This window comes from Mangrovibacter plantisponsor (genome assembly GCF_003182475.1).
Classification (GTDB): domain Bacteria; phylum Pseudomonadota; class Gammaproteobacteria; order Enterobacterales; family Enterobacteriaceae; genus Mangrovibacter; species Mangrovibacter plantisponsor.
Genome location: NZ_QGTS01000008.1, coordinates 1 through 24,292, shown reverse-complemented (window position 1 = coordinate 24,292; position 24,292 = coordinate 1). Strand labels below are relative to the sequence as shown.

Here is a 24,292-nt window from a genome sequence, read left to right as displayed (position 1 = left end):
CAGCAAAATCACTCCACATTATGGTGTGGAGTGATTATTGGCAGATGCGGCATTTTTGAGTACAGTCGCTCAGAGATTACGAACAGGATGCCCGGCCAACCAGCCTGGCTGTTTCCGGTTAAAACTCACTTTCACAAAAGCTCTTTATTGCCTGGAAAGCCAGGTGGCGGTTCTTCTCCAGCAACAGAAGATGTGTTGCTTCACTGATTTCAACCCACAGCCGGTACCTTGCATTGGTTAGCTCTGCAAACAGAGCCTGCATCAGGTCTGTGGGTACATCGATATCCCACTCGCCATGAATAAGTAGCACAGGAACATGAATGTTGGCCGGCGAGTAATAGGCTCGTCCGGCAAGCCAGTAGTCCCGGATATCCTGAATGGGGCCATTACTCGCTCTGATTTGGTCTGGCGTACATTGCTGGCTCCATGGGTCTTCAGAGAGTGTGAAATCCGCCCATTGTTCAAACCAGCCTTCTGGTACCAGTGACTGGCGGGCGTGCTCCGGTGCTGTATTGAGCCATCGCGCCTTGCTTTCACGCACCGGCACCAAACGCCATGCATCAAGATGCCCGCCAGTATCTATAGGAATTGGCCGGTCACTCAGCCATTGCGGTGCAAGCAGAATCAGTTTGTGAACTTTATCATTGTTGTTGCTGGCATACGCACCGGCAACAGTTCCACCCCATGACATACCGAAGACTATGGTTTTGTCCAGGCAGCACTTGTTGAGCACATAGTCGACTACCCGCGCAAGGTCCGCCACACCGGTATCGGTGTTGACAAGAGGCAGGTTCTGGTTCGCAGGTTGCTCCATTTCAGGCGGACGGGAAGAGTTGCCGTAACCACGCCTTAAGGGAAGCATTCACGCCAAAAAAGCGTGGCCTGACGAAGCAATGCGAGAAGATATAACGGCCTGGGTAACCGCAATTAACGTACCCACTCTGGTGATATCTGGGGACCAGGATAAAGTAGAGCGCCTCAATGTACTCAAAGAAGAACTCCTGCCCCGGATACCCGAGGCCACTCTGAAAGTTATTCCCGGTGCCGGGCACCTGTTGCCACTGGAAGTGCCTGAAATCCTTGCCTCCCTGATAGCTGGCTTTGCCGCGGGAGTGGTAAAACAGGTAGATTAGGCGCCTCAGCGATAAACGGTTTCAGGTCATGCTGGATCAGAGCTAAATTAACACTTCTGCTCCGGTGTAAGTTTGCTGGAAGCCGTGTTGATAGAAAACCGCCAGCAAGGGAACCCACTGGCGGACAAACGTTAACTTAAATCAGCCCGATCCAGCCCATAAGCACTATCCAGTGATCCTGGCTCTGCCCGTGACAATATCTGCAGGCGGTTCCAGGCGTTAATAATGGCAATGCTGAAGGTTAGCGCTGAAATTTCCTCTTGCGTGAAATGCTCAGCTAACTCACTGTAAAGCGCGTCGCTTACCCCATGGTTATCGATGCGGGTCAGCGCTTCAGTGAGTGCCAGAGCCGCTTTCTCTTTAGCAGTAAACAAGGGGGATTCACGCCAAATTGCGACATGGTACAGACGCAGCTCACGCTCACCGTGTAGTTTTGCTTCTTTAACGTGCATATCAAGGCAGAACGCACAGTGATTCAATTGTGAAGCCCGGATATCCATCAGATGACGGAGCTTTTTGTCCAGAATGTTTTTGCCTGATGCCACGGATGCATCGCCCAGAATTTTAATGAGTGCAGGGATTGTTTGAAAATGATCAACGCGTGACGACATGATGTGTTCCTATTTTAAAGTAAACAGTTAAAGGTGTGCCGTATATAACGGTTTCTTTATCAGTTGAGTTCCCGATAAAAATGCAGGCCAGGTGCGCTGAAACCAGAGAATTGATAAAACGCCTGAGCCTGGGTATTGCTGATGGCGGTATCAAGCACTATCTGGCTGCAGCCGTATTCACGGACGATGACTGCCAGGTTATGCAGCAAATCTGCACCAACACCTTGCCTGCGGGCTGCCGGAGCGGTTACCAGATCGTCGATGTAGCAAAAGCGGCCATGAATAAAATTTTCCAGCAGGCGGTAACCTGCCAGCGCTACTGGTTTGCCGTTTTGTTCCATGCCAGACAGACGATAACCCTGCTTCTGTTGGCGTTGTACCTGGCTGATAAACTCGGCCTTACTCTTCAGCTTGCTGCGTAGTTTGCACATCAGTGCATAACAGTGGGCGAGTTCTTCTGGTGTGTCGTAATGTGCAATTCTCATCCTGGCTTGTACTGGTTTATTGAGTTGATGACAGTATTTTAAATTGGTATGTCTGGTTAAAAAGGGTCAAAATCAGGCAAAGCAAGTAGGACATTCAGGGCGATGATGGGATATAAAGAGATCTACAGGCGCTATCGCCAGCAAATTCTGGATGGGCGGTTAAAACCCGGTGAGCGTGTACCGGCAATTCGTGTGCTCGCAAGTGAGTTACAGGTAGCGCGTAAAACGGTGGAAGCAGCATATGAGATTTTGACTGGTGAAGGGTATTTTGTTAGCCAGGGCGCGAAATACACTCATGAGTGCAGGGAATATCAGCGGTACTGTAATTTAGGTTGGGAATATGGAGAGCCAGAAGATGCTGGTGCTGCGTATGATCTCTGGAATCATGCTCACACGGCCACACTGGAAGATTACAGGCTCAAAGGAAATTTCGAAGATTTATACCACCCGGATGCAAGTGATGATTACTGACATTGAACTCAACGTACTAAAAGTTATGGCCAGCAAACAACGTGACTGGAACTGGATGAATCTGGATCGTACCCTTTCTACCAGAGGGATTCCTGGATTCAGTAACGTGGTGAACATTGTAATGAATCTGGCGAAAGAAGGTTTCGTTAATATTGAAGACAGCGGACATCCCTCTATGCCTTTCTACCGGGTAACCGCTAAGGGACACCAGTTATTGGAAAGTATCAGTGAGCAACGTCATAACGATTGACCCTAATTTCGATGACATGTATTCGATACCTGGATAACAAGTCTCACAGGTGACGGCAATGTTTTTTAACTCACATGAAATCGAGATAATTAACCTGATTGATGTATTCATTACAGGGAGGATTACTGCCCCAGAGTTTGAGCATAAATATTTATACCGGGATTCATCAAAAAAGAAACGGGCTGAGAGATATGTGGCAAAAATCGTGTGTACCCTGGTACTGTAAGAGAAAAATAACTCTTACAGTATTTGTCAAATATCCCAGAGTGTAAAACGACAGACCTTCTTTATTTAAGAGTGAAGGACTGTCTGGGTCAGAAGAAACCTTAACTATTATTTGTGTGATTCATAGACATCCTTTCAACTATACTGGGTATCTATGGACAGAGAAATCCAGCAAAGACTACAGTGGGTAAAAATGTATGAGGAATGTGGTGATGCAGGCCTCGTATGTCGACGTTGTGGTATTTCTAGACCAACATTACGCAAGTGGGCTAAGCGATATAAGCAGTGTGGAATCGCTGGTCGGGAAAGTCAGAGCAGACGCCCTCATTCATCTCCAGATACCAAACTCACTGATGAGCTAAGAGCCTTGATCCTTACGATACGTGAGAAACGCAATTTAGGGGCGCGGCGTTTACAAACGGAATTAATTCGACTTCACCAAATACACCTAAGCACCGCGACACTCCATAAAGTTTTATCCGAAGCATCAGTCAAACCCATCGTAACTTACCGGCGCAAAAAAGATTTCCAAAGATATGAGCGCCCAATTCCGGGTGATAGAGTCCAGATGGACACCTGTAAAATAGCGCCTGGAATTTACCAATATACAGCTATTGATGACTGCTCTCGCTATCGAGTTCTAAGGTGCTACTCTCGGCGCACAGCAGCAAATACAGTCGACTTTATCGATTGTGTCGTGGAAGAGATGCCATTTCCTATCCAGCGTATTCAGACGGACAGAGGGCGTGAATTCTTTGCTGAGAAGGTCCAGAAACAACTCATGATTTATGGGATCAAGTTTCGCCCAAATAAGCCTGGCTCACCTCACTTGAATGGCAAAGTGGAACGCTCGCAGAAAACAGATAAAAGTGAATTCTATCCGACCATAGATGTCTCTGTGGGGCTGGAAGAACTGGATCTGTTACTAGCTGAATAGCAACACTACTACAACTGGGAACGGCCCCACAGCTCGTTAAATGGGCTAACCCCGATAGACAGGATTACTGAGATATCTGATCAAACCCCTTTGTCTGAAGAGGTATCTCAGAACTACCAGATCAAGAAAGAGCGGTTTCAAGAGCAGAATTACAAGCTCGATCTTCAGCTAAGAAAATTGAAACCATCTCTATGAATCACACATATTATTGTATCTAAGAAGATAACCCAAGTCGAAGACGCTCAAGTCCCTCCTTCAACGTGGCTCTTGGACAGGCAAAATTGAGACGTTCAAATCCATGTCCTTCTTGCCCGAACGTTTCTCCCCATGTCAGACCAACCCGAGCTTTATCAAGGATAGTTTGCCTGAGTGTATCCGGCGTAAGACCGAGTTCACGAAAATCCAGCCAGGCTATATATCCTCCCCCTGGGCGGATGAGTTTTATTTGCGGCAAGTTAACTTTAATGTATGACTCCATATAATCCAGGTTTGCCTGCAGGTAGCGATTGAGGCGTAACAGCCACTCTTTTCCGTCGCGGTATGCTGCTGCTGTGGCCTCGATGCTAAAAATGTTGGTAGCGAAATCAAAATCCATACCAATCCGCACCTGCTCCAGTTTCTCCCACTGTTCTTTGTTGGGTATGATACCGATTGCATACGTTAGTCCCTGAAGATTGAATGCTTTGGACGGTGAAGTGAGCGTCACTGAGTTCCCTCTGCTTTTGTCGGAAATGCTGCCGTAAGGAACAAAATCTGCATCATCGTAGATGAGGTAACTGTTGATCTCATCGGAGACGACCATGACACCCTGCCGGTCACAGATATCGGCAATCCGCATGAGCTCGTTCCGTGTGAACAAATACCCGGTAGGATTATGTGGATTCACAAGAAAAAACAAACTGACGTTCTCTGCGGTCAGGATGGTTTCAAAAGCCTCGGGATCAAAGCGATACCCTGCGCCGTCGAAATCCAGTCGTTGGGTGACAACCTTCCGTCCGGCCCCTTCAATCACACTGATGGCAGGATGAAAATGCGGGGCATGGATTAGTACTTTGTCTCCAGGCATTGTGTACGCTTGTAGACATAGAGAAAGTAGAGCCCACATACCGGGACAGTTAGTCAACCATTCTTGTCTAATCTTCCAGTTGTACCGCTCGCTAAACCAGCCAGTGACAGCCTGATAATATCCCTCAGGTTTATATTCGTAGGCATAGAGGCCGCTCTCTGCTTTTTTTATCAACGCCTCACGAATACACGCCGGAGATTCAAAGTCCATATCAGCTGTGCCGAACGAAATAATGTCATGCTGTTGGTATCGCCCCCATTTAATTGACGCGGAATCGGCCCGGTTAATTATTTTGTCAAAAATGCTTTTCTTCTCTTCCATTTTCACCTTTCTCACAAACAGACATGATGCTTTGTCCTGCTTATTTGAATGCAATAAACAATATGAGTTTATCACCCATTTATCCCTGCTTTACAGGAATTCACTACTAAGTAAAATTATTTAAGCCTATTTAGTGAGTCCCTCGTTTCCAGCGAGAACTACTGGTGCCTTGTAAAGCAACAGATTACAGGCGTTCACTAACTACATCAGGTGTAATTTCATATTTTAGGTAAGCAATCAAAAATTTTATTTCATTCTGAATTGTAGATGTAAGTCCAGTATGAAGATGACTGTAAAATTTATTTTTCAGGGGTCATACCTTGGCAGAATAGCACATTAATCTATCAGTCTTAAGGTGATCCTACCCACGTAATTTCGCCCGTAATCCCTGACGACGCAAACTGGCTGCGATGGTTTTGATGTTGTACTCAGGCAACTAATCAGCATGGCGTGGAGCACCATAGCGTTGTTTGCTGGTTGATGCTGGTTTTGTCATGAGTAATCACCTCTGGTTGAGAGCTTACTCACTGAGTCGTGTATCCACTAATGCTGGGTAGGCATCAGGATGCCCGATTCTGTTGTAGAGTGGTTTGTCAAAATGTGTCTTCAGCTTATCAATTCGTTGACAATAACTGCCTGGTCATCTATTTTCATCCTAATTACTGACTAGGCAGATATAATGCATATTAAAGAATATCCACAAACTCTTAACCTTAACCTTGCGCTTCTCTTTCACCTGACTAACCAGTACAAAGATCAGCTCATTGGCCACTATTTTTCTGGCGTAGGCGTAACTGCTGCACAGTTCAAGGTACTGATAAATATATATAAAGGGACTATTACGCCAGTAGAGATCTGCAAGCATTTGCAGATGGATACGGGGGCAATGAGTCGAATGATATCCAGAATGGTCAAGAGTGGGCTGATTGAGCGCCATCCAGATATCAATGACAAGCGTCAGGTACTACTCGGGCTAACGGAGAAAGGAATAATGCTGTGTAAAACCTTCGAGAATGAAGCCATGACTTCAATTCTCAGTGATCTTACAGCTAATTTGACACAGGATGAAGTGAATCAGTTAATGACATTACTACTCAAACTACTTCCCGATCATTTCACCGCCCGGCATCACGATTAAGCTAAGGTTCAGCATAATGTCTCAGAATAAAAATACTGTTCCGACTCGTTCGGGAAGAAGAAAACGCAATTTACTTATCCTGACGCTTATTTTGCTTTTGCTCTTTGCCGGAGTTCTGGCTTGGTATCTGTTATATGCTCGCTACTATGAAAGTACCGATGATGCTTATGTTAGCGGAAATTTAGTGACACTGACGCCGCAAATAGCTGGCACTGTTACCCAAATAACCGTCGATGACGGTGACTTTGTCAAAAAAGGGCAGCCTCTGGTGATGCTCGACCCCAGTGATACAGAAATTGCCCTCCAACAAGCCGAGGCTAACCTCGCCAACACCGTACGCCAGGTTCGCGGTTTGTATAGCACTGCTGACAATTTCCGCGCACAGGTCGCAGCCAGACAAGTGGAGTTGAAAACGGCGGAAAGTGACTTTTCCCGAAGAAAGAAAATTTTTGCCTCCGGGGCCATTTCCGCCGAGGATCTTGCTCATTATAGGGATGCGGTCACTTCCGCAAAAAGTAATTTGGCTGCAGCGGAACAGGCGCTTAAAACGAATCTGGCGAGGGTGGATGATACGGTTATCAACAGTCATCCAGAAATTAAGACAGCTGTTGCCACACTTCGTCAACGCTATCTGGATCATGCTCGTACGACCATCCTCGCACCTGTGAGTGGTTTTGTAGCAAAACGCGTCGTTCAGCTTGGCATGCGGGTAACATCAGGAACAACACTGCTCTCTGTCGTTCCTCTTAATCAGGTCTGGATTGATGCTAATTTTAAAGAGAGCCAGATGCAAAATATGCGTCTGGGTCAGACAGTCACTATGAGTGCTGATCTGTATGGTGAAGAGGTAAAATATCACGGTCAGATTGAGAGTTTGGGAATTGGTACAGGTAGCGCATTTTCACTTTTGCCTGCACAGAACGCGAGTGGCAACTGGATTAAGATTGTTCAACGCCTGCCAGTACGTATTGTTCTTACCTCTAAGGATTTAGAGAAGTATCCTCTTCGTATAGGGCTGTCGATGGATGTTAAGGTCGATATACGCGATAAAGCAGGACATTTACTGCCCCAGGAAACGGTCGAAACGCCTCGTTTCACTACTGATGTCTATGATTTACCCATGGCTGAAGCGGACAAACTGGTTGCGCAGATCCTTTACGATAACAGTCGTGCTGTAAACGCTGTCGAGCGCTAAAGAGGCATAATGTCAGAACAAAAAGCGGCCTTTACTCCCCCCAACCTTTTTCTCGCTACCCTGGCTTTGTCACTGGCAACGTTTATGCAGGTGCTGGACTCGACTATCGCGAATGTGGCGTTACCTACAATCTCAGGTAACCTTGGAGTCAGTTCAGACCAGGGCACTTGGGTTATTACCTCTTTTGCCGTATGCAATGCGATCGCTCTCCCACTTACGGGCTGGTTTACCCGGCAATTTGGTCAGTTGAAATTATTTATAGGCTCCGTTGTCTTTTTTACGCTGACATCGTTCTTGTGCGGTTTAGCTCACAGTATGACAGAGCTTATTATCTTTCGGGCATTACAGGGCTTTTTTGCCGGGCCGATGTTCCCAATGTGTCAGACGTTGCTACTTGTGATATTTCCGCCAATGAAACGGAGCATGGCACTGGCTCTTCTCTCTATGGTCACTGTTGTCGCTCCTATAGTTGGTCCTATTACGGGGGGATGGATAACGGATAACTATTCCTGGCCCTGGATCTTCTATATCAATGTGCCTATAGGAATCTTTGCTGCAGTAGCGGTCTGGTCACAACTGCGTGACCGTAAGGAGGAAACACAGTCTCTCCCCATTGACTATATAGGCATTGCGCTGTTAGTTCTTGGTGTGGGCCTGTTACAGGTTGTACTGGATAAAGGCAACGACGAAGACTGGTTCTCGTCTACCCCTATCCTGGTGATGTCAATTGTTTCTGCGATAAGTCTGATTACGTTTGTTATCTGGGAACTGGATGAGCGTCACCCAATAGTGAACTTGCGCTTGTTTAAAGACCGGAATTTTGCTATCGGTACGCTGGCATTGATGCTGGGCTATGCAGCTTTCTTCGCCATCAATATCATTTTGCCTCAATGGCTGCAAACACAGATGGGATATACAGCAACATGGGCAGGATTGGCTGCTGCGCCGATGGGGTTCTTACCCTTGTTGCTCACACCGATTATTGGTAAGTATGCCACACGCGTCGATTTGCGAATCCTGACGACGATTTCATTCCTGACCATGTCAGCCTCCTGCCTGATGCGCGCGCAATTCAATACACATGTCGACTTCAACACTATAGCCAGTGTGCAATTGTTTATGGGTATAGGTGTTGCGTTTTTCTTTATGCCATTAACCACTATTGTTCTGTCGAATCTTAATGGTAGTGAAGTTGCTGAGGGATCCGGTCTGGCTACGTTTTTCCGAGTACTGGGGGGCTCGTTTGCATCGTCATTAACCACATGGATATGGCAACGGAGAGAAATTATTCACCACGCAAATCTGACGGAAAATGTTTCACGCTACAGTCCGGAAACGCTGGACTATCTGAATAAACTAGGTGGCCCGAGTGAACAACACTTCGCAATGGTCGACAAAACCATAGAGACACAGGCTTACATGATGTCAACTATTGATTACTTCTGGCTATTGGGGTGGGGGTTTCTGGGGCTCATCGGTATTATCTGGTTTACCCGTCCACCATTTGTGAAGCCAAAATTATCAAACGAATCTCCCGTGTCAGGGCATTAATATGACTGTCTTGTAGTAAGTCAGACTGCATTACATGGGGAGGGTACTACTACCATTCCCCACCACCGAAAATCCTTCATCCCGCCAATTCAGGTTCTTCACATCTTCATTATCCTGTCTGCAAAACTGGTGGATGGTGGGGGCTGTTTATCGAAAAACCGCTGTTCTGGTATGCAGGGATATGCACCTGACATCTGGTTGCCTGTAATTTTACCTCTTAGGCAGAGGGGTGCCTCACGTGGTGAGCATGAATCACTCTTGTCGGCACACCATTTAATTAATATACTGATGAGTATATTAATTGTTTTTTTATCCAGCTTATCGGGTTGTTAAGGGTAAATGGATAGATTTTGTTATGTCCTCAATATTATGAAAAGGCAGTGATTTATGAGTAACATCCTGATTATCAATGGTGCCAAAAGTTTTGATTTTGCAAAAGGTGAACTGAACAAACTTTATGTGCATACTGCAAAAGAGGTTTTAAGTCATCTGGGGCACCATGTGTCTGTGACAGATGCTGACAGTGATTTTGATCCTCAGACTGAGATTAAAAAAATTCTTGATAATGACATTTTGCTTTATCAAATGCCGGGTTGGTGGATGGGTGAACCATGGACCGTTAAAAAATGGATCGATGAGGTGTTTACCGCGGGTCATGGTTCCCTGTATGAAAGTGATGGTCGTACGCGCACTGACGCTGCTCAGAAATATGGATCTGGCGGGCTTTTGAATGATAAGAAATACATGCTTTCACTGACCTGGAACGCACCATTGGAAGCATTTGTCGATCCGAAACAGTTCTTTGAAGGCATGGGTGTTGACGGTGTTTATCTGCATTTTCATAAGGCGAATCAGTTTTTGGGAATGAAACCGTTACCTACATTTATCACAAATGATGTGGTTAAAGCTCCAGATGTAGATAATGAGATTAAACGTTTTAGACAACATCTGGAAGGCACGTTTTCTTAAAATTTTCAAGCCCGAATACGGGCTTTTTATTTAAGAAAACTCTTGCAGGGTAGTATTCTGTTAAGTCCAGACGGCACCTAAGGGTATTCATTATTGCTGAAGGTGGCTACTCATTGGGTATTATTCTATTTATGTAATGACATTAGTTCTACACACTCTTTTTCTATATGAGAAAAATAGGTGATGAGATAGTTAATACAGGACTTCACCTTGACAGAGAGCCTGCCTCTTGCAGCATGAAGGGCGTATACAGGGCGTACTTCTGCTTTGTACTCACGAAACAGAATCTCTATATCTCCTTTTCGGACTTCTTCCAGTATCCAGGGTAAAGGGACATAAGCTAGTCCATTTCCTAATTTTAGCCAGTTAATAAGTGCAATTGGATCATTTGTAGAAAAACGTCCTTCCGGGGAAAGACAGATACTATGACCTTGTGGGGATATTAGTGTGATAATATTATCTGGCTTGACACAGTATTCAAGCCAGTCAAATTTATCAATAACGTCAGGGGACTCCGGCCTGCCATTTTTAATAAGATAACCCCGGGCACTGCAAATGACCATGGGCATTATACCAATTCTTTTAGAATATAATCCTGAATCTTCCAGTTCACCAAATCTGATTATCAGATCAAGACCGTTAGCGATAAGGTCTGGGGCAGGAACTCCTGTCATGAGGTTAAGACTTAGTCCAGTGAATTCACTGAGAAACTGTGTGCTCATCTGTGTGAGTACATATTGTGCCATTGTGGGTGAACAGCCAATGCGTAAAACGCCCACCGGGTTGTTATGAAATGCAAACATGTCTTCCTGGGCTTGCTTAGCTTCATCCAGCGTACGTCTACAGCCCTGATAAAACACTTTCCCAGCTTCCGTTAATGAGAGCTTTCGTGTGGTTCGGTTTAATAATTTTACCTGCAGTCCATCTTCAAGCTTCGCAATAATAATACTTACAGAAGATACGCTTAATGCGATTTGGCGGGCCGCCTCTGTAAATGAACCTGATTCGACTACCTTAACAAAGATAGCCATGCTTCGCAGCCTTTCCATTATTGATCCTGACTAAAAAATATGTTTGACAAGTTTCGATTATAATTTTCTGGCATGGACGCTATCCTCTCTCGGTCATGGTCTATGATTGACTATAATTTTGTGATTTATATCAATTGATTACATAAATCACGTGATAAAACACAAGCTGAAACTATATTTTATCATCTTCATTAGCAGTAACTGAAAATCTGACTGAACCTTAATGTATTTATGACTGTATGCAAAGTTGAAATGACCTTTAGTTAAGAAATTTAAACAATCTTCCATTCATTCTGTGTGGCCTCTTATCCATGCCTGAAGTGTGGGAATGTCATAATTTAACACTCCTCTGACCGTGTTCCCGTTCTCAAGGATATGCCATGGATTTTTCTTACCATTTTCTTTTTATGTGATTATTGACTTGAGGTGTGGGTGTCGTATTTAAAACTTAACATGCTGTTGCGAGCAGCTATTACTCTGACAATATCTCTTGTCGCCCTTATAGCTGTGTACAAGACCTGGATTTTTTATACCAAATCACCGTGGACTCGTGATGCGTATTTTGCGGCAGATATTGTTTCTGTTTCTCCTGATGTCAGCGGCCTGATAAATGACGTTTATGTGCATGATAATCAAATGGTTAAAGAGGGGGATATCCTGTACTCAGTGGACGCCAGTCGTTATACCCAGGCATTGAAACAAGCACAATCAACATCGGCTTACTATGCGGCAATTATGGCGGAAAAACGTCACGAATTTGCCAGGCGTGAAAAACTTGGTACATCAATTCTTTCTCGTGAAGCACTTGATAAGGCGTTGAGCGAAGCTCTGTCCAGTGAATATCATTGGGCAAAATCTGTGGCCGTTAAGAATCTCGCTAAAATCGATCTTGAACGGACCCTGATAAGGGCTCCTGCTGATGGGTGGATTACGAATCTGAACATCTACAAGGGTGAGTATATCCATAGGGGAAAAAAGGGTGTAACTCTGGTTAAGAAATGTTCTTTTTATGTTATTGCTTATCTCGAAGAAACGAAATTTGACGCTATCATGCCGGGTGCTGAAGCCCTAATAACTCCTCTTGGAAGTGCGGTCACTCTGTCAGGTGTTGTGGATAGTTACGCGGCCGGTGTCACGACGATAAACCTCGGTGCAGACACAAAAGGTATCTCAGAGGTGAATTCTAATCTTGAATGGGTAAGGCTGGCTCAGCGCATACCCATTCGAATCCGTTTGAACAAAGATCCTGGAAATACATTCCCTGCCGGCACCACGGCAACAGTCGTGTTTAACGAAAATAAAGGGCTGCAGCCCGGATATTCATTATCACTGACCTCTTTCCTGAAACGACTCCACGAGTTTGGCTGAATTCTGACATGTTTGATTATATAAGATTCCCTCTAAAACTGACTTTTTCCGTTCTTTCAGCAATGGTAATCGGTTTTTACCTTAACCTTGAGATGCCCCGTTGGGCGATAATGACAGCAGGCATTGTTGCCGGAGGGACTGCATTTGCAGCCGGGGGGGATCCATATTCCGGAGCCTTGCGTTACAGGGGCATTTTACGCATTGTAGGGACATTTTTTGGCAGTGTAGCTGCCCTGACGCTAATCATATTTACCGTACAGGCTCCCTTTCTGCTGATGTTACTGGCCTGTATATGGGCGGGATTCTGTGTATGGTTATCATCACTGGCCAGAATTGAAAATGCCAGTGCAATGGCAACAGCCAGCTACACCGCGCTCACTGTCATTGTTACTATCCAGTCCAGTGGGCACCTTGTTCTGGCCCCCATATACGCAATTGAGCGCTGTAGTGAAATTGTTCTGGGTATTCTATGCACAATGCTTGCTGACCTTATTTTCTCACCACGTTCAATAAAGCAAGCGATTGATAATGAAGCTGATTCTCTTCTTGTCATGCATTATCGGTTACTCAGGATTTGTGTTTGCCAGCACGACCGCGAAGAAGTTGACGCTGTCTGGGCTGAGCTCGTTCGTAGAACCCACACACTCAGAAACATGACAGACCAGCTCAGGCTTGAGTCTTCACGGTGGAGTAATGCCTGTCAGCGTCTGTCGGCTATTCAAGACCTGTCCCTGACGCTTATTACCCATGCTATAGAGATTTTTCTTATGCAGCGCGATACATCCGGGGTTATTCCACTTCAGTACAGTTTGCTTTTTGAGAAAGAAGCTAAAGGTGTCAATGACATACACAGTAGCATGAAAGTTCTGCGTCATATACTGACGACCGCTGACTCCGGAAGTAAGCCTGTCATGCTAAGTCGATGGGTGGGAGCGGCAACGGAATATTTGCTATTACTCAACGGTGTAAAATCAAATGCCAGAATTTTCACTCTTGAGAAAGATATCCTACGCCGGGAGGTCGTTAAATCCACACGCTCTGCAGAAACACGTCATGCAATGATTAACGGTATCAGAACCTTTCTTGCTACAGCAACGGCTGCACTATTCTGGCTTTATACCGGATGGACATCAGGGAGTAGTTGTATGATCCTGCTTGGGGTTGTTACAGCCCTTGCGATGAGATCCCCTAATCCACTCGCAGTCGCAAAAGACTTTGTCTATGGTATGACAGTTGCTGCACCAGTCGCTCTGGTGATTTACACGATTATATTGCCAGCAACACAACAAAGCATGACGTTATTGTGCCTTACTATGGGCGTCGTTGCATTTGTCTGCGGTCTTTTTTTGCAGAAACGGCAGCTGGGTACAATGGGGGCATTTGCGGGAATCCTGAATGCTGTTACGATCGACAAGCCAATGGCTTTTCATTTTTCGGTATTTCTTGATAACGTCCTCGGTCAGATTATCGGAAGCTGTCTTGCACTGGCTGTGATTCTACTGATACCTGATAATGCAAGAAAGCATACGGGGAGAAAAATTCTTAATAGATTAATGTATTCCGCAATATCTGCTCTGGGGTCAGATAAAAGTCGTCGTCATCGGAATCACCTCCCGGCCATGTATCAACAACTGGGCTTACTTCAGAATTTGTTCCCCCAGGATATCAATAAATATCGTATTGCACTGACTCTTATTCTCAGCTACCAGCAGTTCACAACCATTTCGGTTCAGGACAGTCAGGCGCTCTCACATCTACGGTCAAATCTACGAGTGATTGCCCGCAGGCTTGTCTCAGCTGACCAACCCCCTCAACGACGAGAGAGTTTTACAAGATTAATGTCTGAGCTTAAAGACTACTTAACCGGTTCACCTGGTCAGGGTGGCGAACAGTCATTGCATCAAAAGTTGGAGCGGATGGTTGTTCTTCTTGAGCAGTATGAGGATTCTTTTATCTATATTTAGAATCTCTCCGGTAGGGGAATGCGTGTGTTGTAAATATGACAAGGGTACTGTCAAGGGTAAAGTGAAGTGGCAAACTTCTGCCCTTGGCAGGAGTGCCGAAAACGATATCTTTCGAAAAACAGCACAATCGCTATTGTGTGATTGAATACATTGCTATTTAATATACTCACTGGTATGTTAATGATTGCAGCCTCTTTCATGACGTCGTTTTTGACGGGAAAATAATCACAGTATATTTCTCTTGTCATTCTGACTGACTTCTTCAGGTTCCCTGGTATGCATTGTTTGCTTTACATGGAGGTTCTCATCCTGGTTATGATTGACCCGACATCTGTGACCATATTTTTGCGATCATTGCCGTAAGCTGCCGGCTTGTTGGTCCGGTACTCATTGTATTTAATCTGAAGTAGTACCGTCAGTTAGGGGCTTGAAACTATATTGCTTTTACTTTGTTTACGGTACTGGCAGTACCATACATTTTTGATTTTCAAGAGCCCCGGACCTCCCTGAATTGTATATTTTTGCACACATTAGCCTTACTGGAGGATTGATGATGTCGGCTATCCTGGTAGTACCATTATGACTACGGCCCCACAACGACGAGGTAGACCCAAGGATTGGTCTAAAAAGACAGCAATTTTAAATGCTGCACGTGAGCTGTTCCTCCAACAAGGAATTGATGTGACAACTGAAGATATAGCAGCCGCAGCGGGCGTAGCAAAAGCGACGATATACGCTTACTTTGGAGATAAAGGTACGCTTCTTGAGGCGGTCATTCATCGGGAATCTGATCTTACAATCAGTGATGAACAATTCAAACAAAGCCTTGCTATGCCATTTGAGGATGCCCTTAAATTCTATGGCATGGGATATGTCAGTTTCATCCATCGTCGTGAAATACTTGGCTGGGATAAGCTCATTGCCAGTGCTGCGTTGAAATTCCCTGAAATTCCCGAAAGATTTTTTAAGGCTGGACCAGGCCGGGGGCAGGAGATGTTGATTTCACTTATCAAACAAGCAGTGCTACGCAAAGAAGTCAAGGTATGTGAACCCGTTATGGCTGCAGATGATTTAACGGGACTTTGGCTTGGATTTACTAATATTGAAGTCACTCTTGGGGTAAAACCTGAACTGACTGATGACGAAATTGAAAACCGCGTGGACCATGGTATCGCTGTTTTTATGTCATTTTACCGATATTCTGACAGATACCTGTAGTCTCATAGTCTGCTGAGCATCGAGTAGTCATTCTTAGGTAATTTTTAATTGCAGTTGTAATTGCTAAGAGTAAGGAAGTTGCATGATAACAGAAAAGTCAACACCGGCATGTAACATTGTTATATTCGGTGCTAAAGGGGACCTAACACGGCGTAAATTGCTGCCATCGTTGTATTCGCTTGAAAAGGCAGGTCTGTTGCATGCAGATACACGTATTATAGGTGTCGGCCGCGCGAAATGGAACAATGCGGATTATCTGTCGGTAGCAAAGGATGCCCTTGAGAGTTTCACCGATTTTGATATCGATAAAGCCACCTGGGAAGGATTTAGTCGCCGTTTAGCATTTTTCAACCTGGACGTAAATGATACTTCACGATTCAAAGTATTGGGTGAAATGCTAAACGGTGACAAGAATATCTATTATTTTGCGTTACCACCGTCAACCTTTTATGCGACATGTAAAGGACTGGGGGAAGCAAAACTGAACTATCCGACATCGCGGGTCGTTATGGAAAAACCTCTCGGCAGCTCACTCTCATCTTTCAAAAATATTGACGGTATTGTGAGTCAGTATTTCACTGAAAAGCAGGTATACCGTATTGATCATTATCTTGGTAAAGAGACGGTACTGAACTTGCTTGCTCTACGTTTTGCCAATTCCCTTTTTGTTAATAACTGGGATAATCGTGCGATTGAGCATGTCCAGATTACTGTTTCTGAGGAAATCGGCATTGAAGGGCGTTGGGGATATTTTGACCGGGCTGGTCAGTTGAAAGATATGATACAAAGCCATCTCTTGCAGATACTAACGTTGGTTGCGATGTCGCCTCCGGAAAACTTGTCAGCGGATGCTATTCGTGATGAAAAGGTTAAAGTGTTGAAGGCCCTTAGGCCAATTACGAAAAATGATATCCGGGATAAAACCGTTCGAGGCCAGTATACCGCTGGTTTTGTTCAGGATAAGAAAGTGCCCGGTTATATTGAAGAAACCGGTGCTAATCATGGAAGTCATACCGAAACTTTTGCAGCAATACGTGTGGATATCGACAACTGGAGGTGGGCTGGTGTCCCTTTTTATTTACGTACAGGAAAGCGGATGCCGATAAAATGCTCTGAAATTGTCGTCTACTTTCGGAAACCGCAAATAAATATCTTCGATTCATCTTTTAAGCAACTGCCGCAAAACAAGCTCATTATTCGCCTGCAACCCGATGAGGGCATTGAGATTGAGATCCTCAATAAAACTCCCGGGCTCGACCACAAGCACCACCTTTGGACTACCAGTCTGGATCTGAGTTATTCAGAGGCTTTTGGTAAAACGCCATTGGCTGATGCTTATGAACGTATATTGTTTGAAGCAATGTGTGGTGTGCAGACTTTATTTTTAAGACGTGATGAAATCGAAGCAGCCTGGTCCTGGGTCGATTCTATTGTCGATGCCTGGGAAAATGATGGTGAACGGCCAAAACCTTACCGGGCTGGTACATGGGGACCTGTTGCTTCGGATGCAATGATCACGAGAGAAGGGTATTCATGGAGTGAATGTAGTTAGGTATTGTTGATCTGTAACATCGAGCCGGTGCCTGGCTTTTTCCGGACATAAGCCAGTGATTCAGCAATCCCGTTGACCAGATCTCCCGGTCGAACCACATCACTGTGTTATCCGTTTGCCCCGAAAGATAACGGTATGCCTGGAAGGTTAAAAAAGACCATTCCCCACGGGGTGGGAATGGTCAAAAAGTCGTGCTCTGGTTCTGTGTATAGGTGCACTGGAAGGATATCCTCTACTGCTGGGGGGCAAACGTCCAATAAAACGCTTTATTGCCCCCCATTTTGGTTAAGGTATTGTTAATGTGCACTGTTGCAAACGGTATCATCAAATATTGCAATATATAGGGCTCAATGAGTAACCGTACGAAAACTACGGTAACAGCTAAATCGTTGTCCGAATAATCGATTAGTAGAAAATGGAGTCCGGTATGTGCCTTTTTTGATAAACAAGAGCTACTTTCTGACGTTTTTAGTGTCTATTATATTTCTATATATCAGTTGGTTACTTAATAAATGTTCATTTTCGTTACATTGGACTTCAGACACCTGTTAGGGCTGTATTTCGGTGAGACGAGGTGCACCATAACGCAGCTTTGCTTCAGCGAATGCCTGACTGACAGCAGTATCCAGACCCTCAATGCCGGGATTTCTGGTGCGGGCCGGGTTTGATAGCGACGTGTGAGTCTGGCATACCAGCCGCTTAGGGCAACCCGAAGCTAAACTCAGCCTGATATTTTTCAATAAAGACAACGTTAATTTTAGGCGCTTTGCTAAATATGTCGCAGTCTTTTGGATAACGGCCGGTTCTTTATCCCGTTCAGCCACCCAGTCTTTCTGAGCATGTACTCAGGACAGGCTGTTACAGGACTGCTGAAGTCGGGTGCCGGGTATCGGGCACCCTGAGGTTATGTAGTAAATTTATATAAACTATTACTAACTGGCAATATAATAACCGATTAGTTAACTATAAATAATGGCATTTATTTTATCCAGTAAGGTTTTAAGGATGGGGCAAAGGCATATGATTTAAATACACCTCCACCAGTGTTTAATTCCTCATCGTTACTTGATACTATATAAACTTCACGTGTACCTGGCCGAAAAGCAAGATTTGTAGAACGTAGGTAGTAACCTTTATCTTGTCCGTCAAGTATTATCTGCCCAATTGGAACTGCATTTTTGTTCAATACAACAACCCGCCCCTGCCCATGCATTGCAATGTAAAGATTTCCATCACTGTCCGCTTTCATTGAATCGGCTGCAAGTCCATTAAAGCGATAAGCAATGTTTTCACCAAATGCACGTATATGAGTTTTATCCTGCATAATAAGACGATGTAGCACGCCAGCAGAAAACTCAATTACCCATAGCGTTTTCCCATCGGGTGATAGTGCGATCCCATTTCCACCGCTAATATTTTTAAGTACTGGACTAATGGACTTAAAGTCAGAGGATATATAATAAACCCCACCAGTTAGATTGCCACTGTTCCCACTGGCATCAGTAAAGTATATCCCCCCCCATTCATCAAAAACCATGTCGTTTGGTTTAAAGCCTTTATCTGAACTTACAATAGTCCGGATGTCACTCCCATCTGGATTCATTGAAAATATTTTTCCTTTAGTCCCATCAAAGGAAACTGCGGCAATAATTAACTTATTGTTTTTGCTTATCAAAATTGAGCTTGGTGAAAAATCCTTGCTACGAAGAACAACAGAAAGTTGCTTTTCTTTATTAACTTTCAATACTTCGCCATGATAAATATCCGTTAAATACAGGTTACCCAACATGTCAAATGCAGGCCCCTCCAGGAGGGTTGTATTATCCGTTATAACTTTCCACATTTTCGCCTGAGCGGTTTGTAATTTATTCTCTGGGAATGTTATTTTTTCAGGATTTATCACACTGTTTTTATAGTCCAGCATTGGACCCGCCATCACTTGAATTGTGGAGGATAAAAATAGCAGGGTGGAAAAAATGATTCTTTTATTATTCACAAAAACTCCTTCATAACGCTTCAGCAAAGCTCACTTGAGTAGTGTTAAGTCATTTTGCTTAATACGCATGCTTTCATGGGTTGTTAATTCATCTCACTTAAAGAGTTGTTAATTTAACATAAAGAAAGTAACATATTTAATAGTTAAAAGTAGCAAAGGCTTTTTTATGAGTACCAATGATCCTCTATCTGACATCTTACAACTTCTGGATGCTCGCAGTTATGTCACCATAGGACAACGCGGTGGTCCTGCATGGTCTATAAGATATAATGGTTTTTCTGGCATGAAGTTCATTAATGTGAGAAAAGGTTATCTCTGGTTTCGTCTTGAAAACGAGCAGAGGTGGAAGAGTCTGGAGCCTGGTGATAGTGTAATTCTGACTCGTTTTTCGCCCTTTATAATGGCAACAAATCCTGATATTGAAAGCATTCATTTTGAGGATGTCCATTACGAAATTATACAAGGGATGGCTGAGCTGGGAGGAAACGATAATGTCATACTTTCGGGCAAAATGGAGGTTGAAAAGGTCACTGCGGGTTACCTGCTTGATATCTTGCCTGATGTAATATTTATTAATCACCATTCAGATTCATCATCGTCTCTTAGCTGGCTTATGAGTACGCTTCATAAAGAGATCCAACACCAGCGCCCGGGTTCATTATTAGCAGGTAATCATCTGATGCAATTAATCATGATCGAGAGTATCCGTAGTTGGATAATATCAGCAAATGCAGGGCTCAGTGGGTGGATGGGCGCACTGTTGGATGCTCGTATCATGCGCACACTTAGTGCGATACATTCAGATCCGGCCAGAAACTGGCTCCTGGCTGAACTGGCATCGTTAGCGGGGATGTCGCGTACAGGATTTGCGCGCTTGTTTATAAAATTAACAGGAACCACTGCCATACACTACCTGATACAATGGAGAATGCGAGTAGCAAGTAAGGCGCTCAGATTTAGTAACGAATCAATAAAACAGATAGCTTATCGTGTGGGATATGTTTCAGAGAGTGCATTTAGTACTGTTTTTAAGAGAACTTATGGTACTTCCCCGTCGGAACACCGAATATCATATCGTGATGGTTCATCGCTCAATGAACCCAAATAACTGACTCTTTCGGAAAAGCACTCTCTGTCAGATTTTTTAACGTAATTCAAGACAAATATTGGACCAGAGAAGATATGTTTTTCCCCTTGCTTCTCACTTCTCACCCATACGAACACGGTACCTGTTATCTTGGTGGCTGAAGGTCCGCCATAATCATGGCTTCTGGATACGTAATCCATTACATAGCAAGAATAATATGATTGCTAAACGGTCTCTGAAATATTTGACACTGCTGTTACCCGGAGCTTTCATAATCGGTTCATCAGAAATTAGAGGTCAGACCCACAGAAAAACGACGACCATCCACTACTGTATCGTCGGTATTGTACTCAATCTCTTATCAAGAACGTTCTACACTTCTGCAGAGACCCGCAGGTTATAATGCAGACCTAAATCCACCGAATATAGGATGGCGTCCCTTGCAAGAGGTCCAACTCAGATACCCCGAGGTACCCAGGTTCAGGCGACTTAAGAAGAGCACTTCAGGGGTTGCCTGCCAGTCCTGGGGGGGGGATTGAACATATTCTTCGGTAATTTGTTCAATGGAATATCTGAGTACTGATTGTTTTACTGTTCAGACTGCGTAAAGGTATAATTCGCTGTCCAGCGTGGATTTAGCGGTATCTTCCATCCAAAGGTCGATTCCACACTACGCATACTGGCTTTATCAACGTTGATTCGATCGCTAACGAAATCATCGCTGATGTTGCCGATAGTACAGGCGCGTTCAGCTCGGCTGTTGCTAAGCATTTGCACCACCATCTACAACGATTCCAGTCCCAGTGATCTGTCTGGCTGAAGGTCCGGCAAGAAAAACAACCGCTGCTGCAATATCCTCAGGTTTGCCAAAACGACCAAGTGCAGTTAGTGCGCGTTGGTGATCAGCAAAATCGCCTGTATCAGGGTTGAGCTCTGTATCAGTAGACCCTGGATGAACCAGATTTACAGTAATACCTTGAGGTCCCAGCTCACGAGCCAATCCCCGAGTCAATGCCAGCAAGGCTGACTTGGTCGCTGCATAGACGGACATGCCTGGAACAGAGACACGTTCGGCCGCACTCGAACCAATGGAAATAATGCGACCTCCGTCCCGTAAGTGTGATATGGCCGCTTTTGACGCGACAATGACGCTTCGTACATTCACATCAAGTAATGCGTTAATCTGGTCCAGGCTCATATCTGCCAACAAACTAGGCCGCCCAATACCGGCATTATTAACAAGAATGTCCAGTCCTCCCAACTGTGCAACAGCCTGTTCCACCGAATCTGAAACAGCCAGGGCATCTGCGCTATCGGCTTTAATAGCAAATGCCTTGCGTCCAAATGCTTCTATGGAACTCACCACATTTTGTGCTGCGCTATCAGAATTTTGATACGTAATAGCAACGTTTGCACCATGTTCGGCCAGCATCACTGCTATTGCTGCACCGATACCACGCGAGGCACCTGTCACAAGCGCTCGTTTACCTTCCAGTTGATACATACCAAACCTCTTATTGTAGTGATTACTACATATCTTATATAATCGATAACATCTGTAATCAACCAATTTATGTAGTGAACGATGAAGAAAATATTATCAAACGGTACATCAGTACCCAGAAATAAAGTAAGGGGAAGGCCGCGTGTGTTTGATCGTGATGTGGCACTAACTGCAGCTATGAGATTGTTCTGGCGTAAGGGGTTTTCAGCTACGTCTCTTACCGATTTAACTTCAGCGATGGGTATATCTCCACCGAGTCTTTATGCTGCATTTGGCTCTAAAGAAGCACTGTATGAATCAGCACTTGAGCATTATACGAAACACTATAAGGCACGCTCATGGGAGAGGTTTAATAAAGTAGCTACATTGCGTGAAGCAATAACGCACTATCTTATGGATTCACCCGCAATACATGGGGTGGCAGGAAATTCGGAAGATCCACCAGGTTGTATGCTGGCTTTGTCTTCTGTAGGCGAGGAAGGCAATGCAGTTCTGGGGAAAATTGTCCGCAATGCCCGTGCTCAGGCATTACAAAAACTGGAGGAACGGTTTGAAAAAGGCGTGTCAGAAGGTGAGTTACTTCCTGAACAGGCGGCTGGTCTGGCTCGTTTCTTTCTTGCTGTCCAGGGCGGCCTGTCTCTGCAGGCTCGTGACGGAGCAAGTTATGAAGAACTGGTAGCCATCGTTCAGAAGGCAATTCTCGTTCTGGATACCCATAGTGGACAATTATTATGATGAAAATACACCCATATACCTGAGAAGATGCATACTTGAACATCATTTTGAATGGTTATTCTCTCAGTTCTGGTGCAAGCCATGAAGGATACATACCCTCAATAGAAGACAAAAGTGTACTTTCATTTCGAGGGCGAGGTAACCGAAGCCAGGCCTCAATTGCTCCCACTGCACCATGACCAAGATAGGCGGCAACAAGTGCCTTCGTTTCCATTTCAGGCATTGGTACTTTAACAAAACCCTCCCCCAGAATAGCGAGCATGGAATGTTCAATATGTTCAGCAAGTACAATACGTAAGGCATAATTCGATGATTGCCCTGCGTAAATTGCTTCATGTTTGAGTACGTGTTGCAATATTCCACTCAGGGTGCTTCGGGTCAGATGACGAAATAACAGCCCCTCCTGACGTAATTGAGCCATTCCTGCCCTGCGAACATCGTCCAGCTCACACGATAATACTCGAGTTAACAGTTCAATTGGCGATTGAGCATGGTCGTAAAATGTACCGCGATTGACACCAGCCAGTCTTGTAAGGTCTGTCACTGACACTGTCGCAATATCGCATTCAGCTGCAAGTTTCAAGACCGCATCAGCTAACCGTGTACGCGTGCGCTCTATACGTACATCACAGACAGCTGTTTCCTCTTTACCTGTGTTTATAGACAATCAGACCTCAAATTAATTTGCAAACCGACAGTTGTCGATTATAGTTATCCGACATGTGTTGGTTTTTATACCATAATATCTTGATAGGGTAAAATGAACCAACTCAATGACCGGTCCAGAATGGGTATTGATTCTGGATTTTACCAACATGAAACAGTAATGAGAGGCTATTATGGCTGATACAAAAAAGATTGTTGTTCTGGCTGGTGCATCAGGTGTACTGGGGGCAGAGATTGCTCAGGCACTTCTTCGAAAAAAAGACATAAAGGTTAGGATACTGGTGCGCCCGGAGAGTGTCAGTAAGCTGGCAACCTTGAGAGAACAAGGGGCTGATATATTTGAGATTGACCTTCAGCAGGAGCGCAATGAAAAACGTTATGTAGATGCACTACAGGGGGCTTTTTGTTTCGTATCCGCGCTGAACGGTGGCAAGGATATCATCGTCGACACTCAGCTGAAAATACTCAAGGCAGCCCGCCAGGCTGGAGTTCGACGTTTCATCCCGTCTGACTTTTCTTATAATATTTTTGGCCTTGATGATGGCGACATGATCTTACCCAGCATTAGTGGACACGCGACTAAGTGAGTAAACTCTCAAGTAAGAGGTGATTACTCATGACAAAACCAGCATCAACCAGCAAAACAGCCCGTAAACAGTACACACCCGAATTCCGCGATGAAGCCCTGAAACTCGCTGAACGCATCGGTGTCGCTGCTGCTGCCCGTGAACTCAGCCTGTATGAATCCCAGCTCTACAACTGGCGCAGTAAACAACAGCAACAGATGACCTCCTCAGAGCGCGAGAATGAACTGGCGGC

Annotated in this window: 23 protein-coding genes and 2 pseudogenes; 16 read left to right on the top strand and 9 right to left on the bottom strand. The window is 44.7% G+C overall.

The window, feature by feature from the left end; genetic code table 11:
• Positions 1–118 precede the first annotated feature (118 nt).
• Positions 119–862: an alpha/beta hydrolase gene (locus DES37_RS13960; RefSeq protein WP_110026274.1), complete on the bottom strand. Its 744-nt coding sequence runs from the start codon at positions 860–862 to the stop codon at positions 119–121.
• Between the two features lie 31 nt (positions 863–893).
• Between DES37_RS13960 and DES37_RS13955 the strand changes: the two genes are divergently transcribed.
• Positions 894–1,133: an alpha/beta fold hydrolase gene (locus tag DES37_RS13955; RefSeq protein WP_110026272.1), complete on the top strand. Its 240-nt coding sequence runs from the start codon at positions 894–896 to the stop codon at positions 1,131–1,133.
• Between the two features lie 131 nt (positions 1,134–1,264).
• Here the strand turns inward: DES37_RS13955 and DES37_RS13950 are convergent, their stop codons facing one another.
• Together DES37_RS13950 and DES37_RS13945 are read right to left on the bottom strand one after the other, a co-directional pair.
• Positions 1,265–1,744, bottom strand: coding sequence for a carboxymuconolactone decarboxylase family protein (locus DES37_RS13950; protein WP_110026271.1), 480 nt, complete (start codon positions 1,742–1,744; stop codon positions 1,265–1,267).
• A 59-nt stretch (positions 1,745–1,803) separates the two neighbouring features.
• Positions 1,804–2,229 carry a GNAT family N-acetyltransferase gene (locus DES37_RS13945; RefSeq protein ID WP_110026269.1) on the bottom strand — a complete coding sequence of 142 codons (426 nt, stop codon included), beginning with the start codon at positions 2,227–2,229 and terminating at the stop codon, positions 1,804–1,806.
• Positions 2,230–2,334: 105 nt separating this feature from the next.
• On the opposite strand from DES37_RS13945, the pseudogene DES37_RS25745 reads away from it, so the two are divergent.
• The 3 genes and pseudogenes from DES37_RS25745 to DES37_RS13930 form a co-directional block, all read left to right on the top strand.
• Positions 2,335–2,523: pseudogene (locus DES37_RS25745) on the top strand (GntR family transcriptional regulator); the annotation flags it as partial.
• A gap of 166 nt (positions 2,524–2,689) precedes the next feature.
• Complete coding sequence (locus tag DES37_RS13935; RefSeq protein WP_110026267.1) at positions 2,690–2,950, top strand: MarR family transcriptional regulator; 261 nt, start codon at positions 2,690–2,692, stop codon at positions 2,948–2,950.
• 379 nt (positions 2,951–3,329) lie between these two features.
• Positions 3,330–4,307, top strand: a pseudogene (locus DES37_RS13930) (IS481-like element ISVch1 family transposase).
• A 19-nt stretch (positions 4,308–4,326) separates the two neighbouring features.
• Here the strand turns inward: DES37_RS13930 and DES37_RS13925 are convergent.
• Entirely contained in the window at positions 4,327–5,499 is a 1,173-nt protein-coding gene (locus tag DES37_RS13925; protein ID WP_110026265.1) for a MalY/PatB family protein, read from the bottom strand.
• A 679-nt stretch (positions 5,500–6,178) separates the two neighbouring features.
• Between DES37_RS13925 and DES37_RS13920 the strand changes: the two genes are divergently transcribed.
• From DES37_RS13920 to DES37_RS13905, 4 genes are all read left to right on the top strand, one after another.
• Entirely contained in the window at positions 6,179–6,637 is a 459-nt protein-coding gene (locus DES37_RS13920; protein ID WP_110026263.1) for a MarR family transcriptional regulator, read from the top strand.
• 16 nt (positions 6,638–6,653) lie between these two features.
• The gene (locus DES37_RS13915) at positions 6,654–7,832 is read left to right on the top strand and encodes an HlyD/EmrA/EmrK family protein (RefSeq protein WP_110026262.1); all 1,179 of its coding nucleotides are present in this window, start codon (positions 6,654–6,656) and stop codon (positions 7,830–7,832) included.
• 9 nt (positions 7,833–7,841) lie between these two features.
• Positions 7,842–9,383, top strand: coding sequence for a DHA2 family efflux MFS transporter permease subunit (locus DES37_RS13910; protein WP_110026260.1), 1,542 nt, complete (start codon positions 7,842–7,844; stop codon positions 9,381–9,383).
• Positions 9,384–9,770: 387 nt separating this feature from the next.
• The gene (locus tag DES37_RS13905; RefSeq protein ID WP_110026259.1) at positions 9,771–10,352 is read left to right on the top strand and encodes an NAD(P)H-dependent oxidoreductase; all 582 of its coding nucleotides are present in this window, start codon (positions 9,771–9,773) and stop codon (positions 10,350–10,352) included.
• A 125-nt stretch (positions 10,353–10,477) separates the two neighbouring features.
• Here the strand turns inward: DES37_RS13905 and aaeR are convergent, their stop codons facing one another.
• A complete protein-coding gene (aaeR, locus tag DES37_RS13900) occupies positions 10,478–11,401 on the bottom strand; it encodes an HTH-type transcriptional activator AaeR (protein WP_110026257.1) in 924 nt (307 codons plus the stop codon).
• 435 nt (positions 11,402–11,836) lie between these two features.
• Between aaeR and aaeA the strand changes: the two genes are divergently transcribed.
• The 4 genes from aaeA to zwf all read left to right on the top strand — a co-directional run bounded on the left by aaeA (position 11,837) and on the right by zwf (position 17,485).
• Complete coding sequence (gene aaeA, locus DES37_RS13895) at positions 11,837–12,751, top strand: p-hydroxybenzoic acid efflux pump subunit AaeA (RefSeq protein WP_110026255.1); 915 nt, start codon at positions 11,837–11,839, stop codon at positions 12,749–12,751.
• A gap of 8 nt (positions 12,752–12,759) precedes the next feature.
• Positions 12,760–14,715: a p-hydroxybenzoic acid efflux pump subunit AaeB gene (gene aaeB / locus DES37_RS13890; protein ID WP_110026253.1), complete on the top strand. Its 1,956-nt coding sequence runs from the start codon at positions 12,760–12,762 to the stop codon at positions 14,713–14,715.
• Between the two features lie 579 nt (positions 14,716–15,294).
• Positions 15,295–15,933: a TetR/AcrR family transcriptional regulator gene (locus DES37_RS13885; RefSeq protein WP_110026252.1), complete on the top strand. Its 639-nt coding sequence runs from the start codon at positions 15,295–15,297 to the stop codon at positions 15,931–15,933.
• A gap of 82 nt (positions 15,934–16,015) precedes the next feature.
• On the top strand, positions 16,016–17,485 hold the full coding sequence (zwf, locus tag DES37_RS13880; protein WP_110026250.1) for a glucose-6-phosphate dehydrogenase: 1,470 nt from the start codon (positions 16,016–16,018) through the stop codon (positions 17,483–17,485).
• A 979-nt stretch (positions 17,486–18,464) separates the two neighbouring features.
• Here the strand turns inward: zwf and DES37_RS13875 are convergent.
• On the bottom strand, positions 18,465–19,481 hold the full coding sequence (locus DES37_RS13875) for an SMP-30/gluconolactonase/LRE family protein (RefSeq protein WP_110026248.1): 1,017 nt from the start codon (positions 19,479–19,481) through the stop codon (positions 18,465–18,467).
• 166 nt (positions 19,482–19,647) lie between these two features.
• On the opposite strand from DES37_RS13875, the gene DES37_RS13870 reads away from it, so the two are divergent.
• The gene (locus tag DES37_RS13870; RefSeq protein WP_110026247.1) at positions 19,648–20,589 is read left to right on the top strand and encodes a helix-turn-helix transcriptional regulator; all 942 of its coding nucleotides are present in this window, start codon (positions 19,648–19,650) and stop codon (positions 20,587–20,589) included.
• Between the two features lie 567 nt (positions 20,590–21,156).
• Here DES37_RS13870 and DES37_RS26240 read toward each other — a convergent pair.
• Together DES37_RS26240 and DES37_RS13860 are read right to left on the bottom strand one after the other, a co-directional pair.
• The gene (locus DES37_RS26240; RefSeq protein WP_146211515.1) at positions 21,157–21,339 is read right to left on the bottom strand and encodes a hypothetical protein; all 183 of its coding nucleotides are present in this window, start codon (positions 21,337–21,339) and stop codon (positions 21,157–21,159) included.
• Positions 21,332–22,072, bottom strand: a complete 741-nt coding sequence (locus DES37_RS13860) for an SDR family NAD(P)-dependent oxidoreductase (RefSeq protein WP_110026244.1) — start codon at positions 22,070–22,072, stop codon at positions 21,332–21,334. Before DES37_RS13860 ends, DES37_RS26240 begins: the two co-directional genes overlap by 8 nt.
• Positions 22,073–22,216: 144 nt before the next feature.
• Between DES37_RS13860 and DES37_RS13855 the strand changes: the two genes are divergently transcribed.
• Positions 22,217–22,807, top strand: a complete 591-nt coding sequence (locus tag DES37_RS13855) for a TetR/AcrR family transcriptional regulator (protein WP_245930085.1) — start codon at positions 22,217–22,219, stop codon at positions 22,805–22,807.
• A gap of 55 nt (positions 22,808–22,862) precedes the next feature.
• Here DES37_RS13855 and DES37_RS13850 read toward each other — a convergent pair whose 3' ends face one another.
• A complete protein-coding gene (locus DES37_RS13850) occupies positions 22,863–23,228 on the bottom strand; it encodes a TetR family transcriptional regulator C-terminal domain-containing protein (RefSeq protein ID WP_110026240.1) in 366 nt (121 codons plus the stop codon).
• A 418-nt stretch (positions 23,229–23,646) separates the two neighbouring features.
• Here DES37_RS13850 and DES37_RS13845 point away from each other — a divergent pair, with 418 nt between their 5' ends.
• Together DES37_RS13845 and DES37_RS13840 are read left to right on the top strand one after the other, a co-directional pair.
• Entirely contained in the window at positions 23,647–24,060 is a 414-nt protein-coding gene (locus tag DES37_RS13845) for an NmrA family NAD(P)-binding protein (protein ID WP_110026239.1), read from the top strand.
• Between the two features lie 29 nt (positions 24,061–24,089).
• Positions 24,090–24,292: transposase (locus tag DES37_RS13840; RefSeq protein WP_146211514.1), on the top strand; the 203-nt coding region annotated here is incomplete at its 3' end.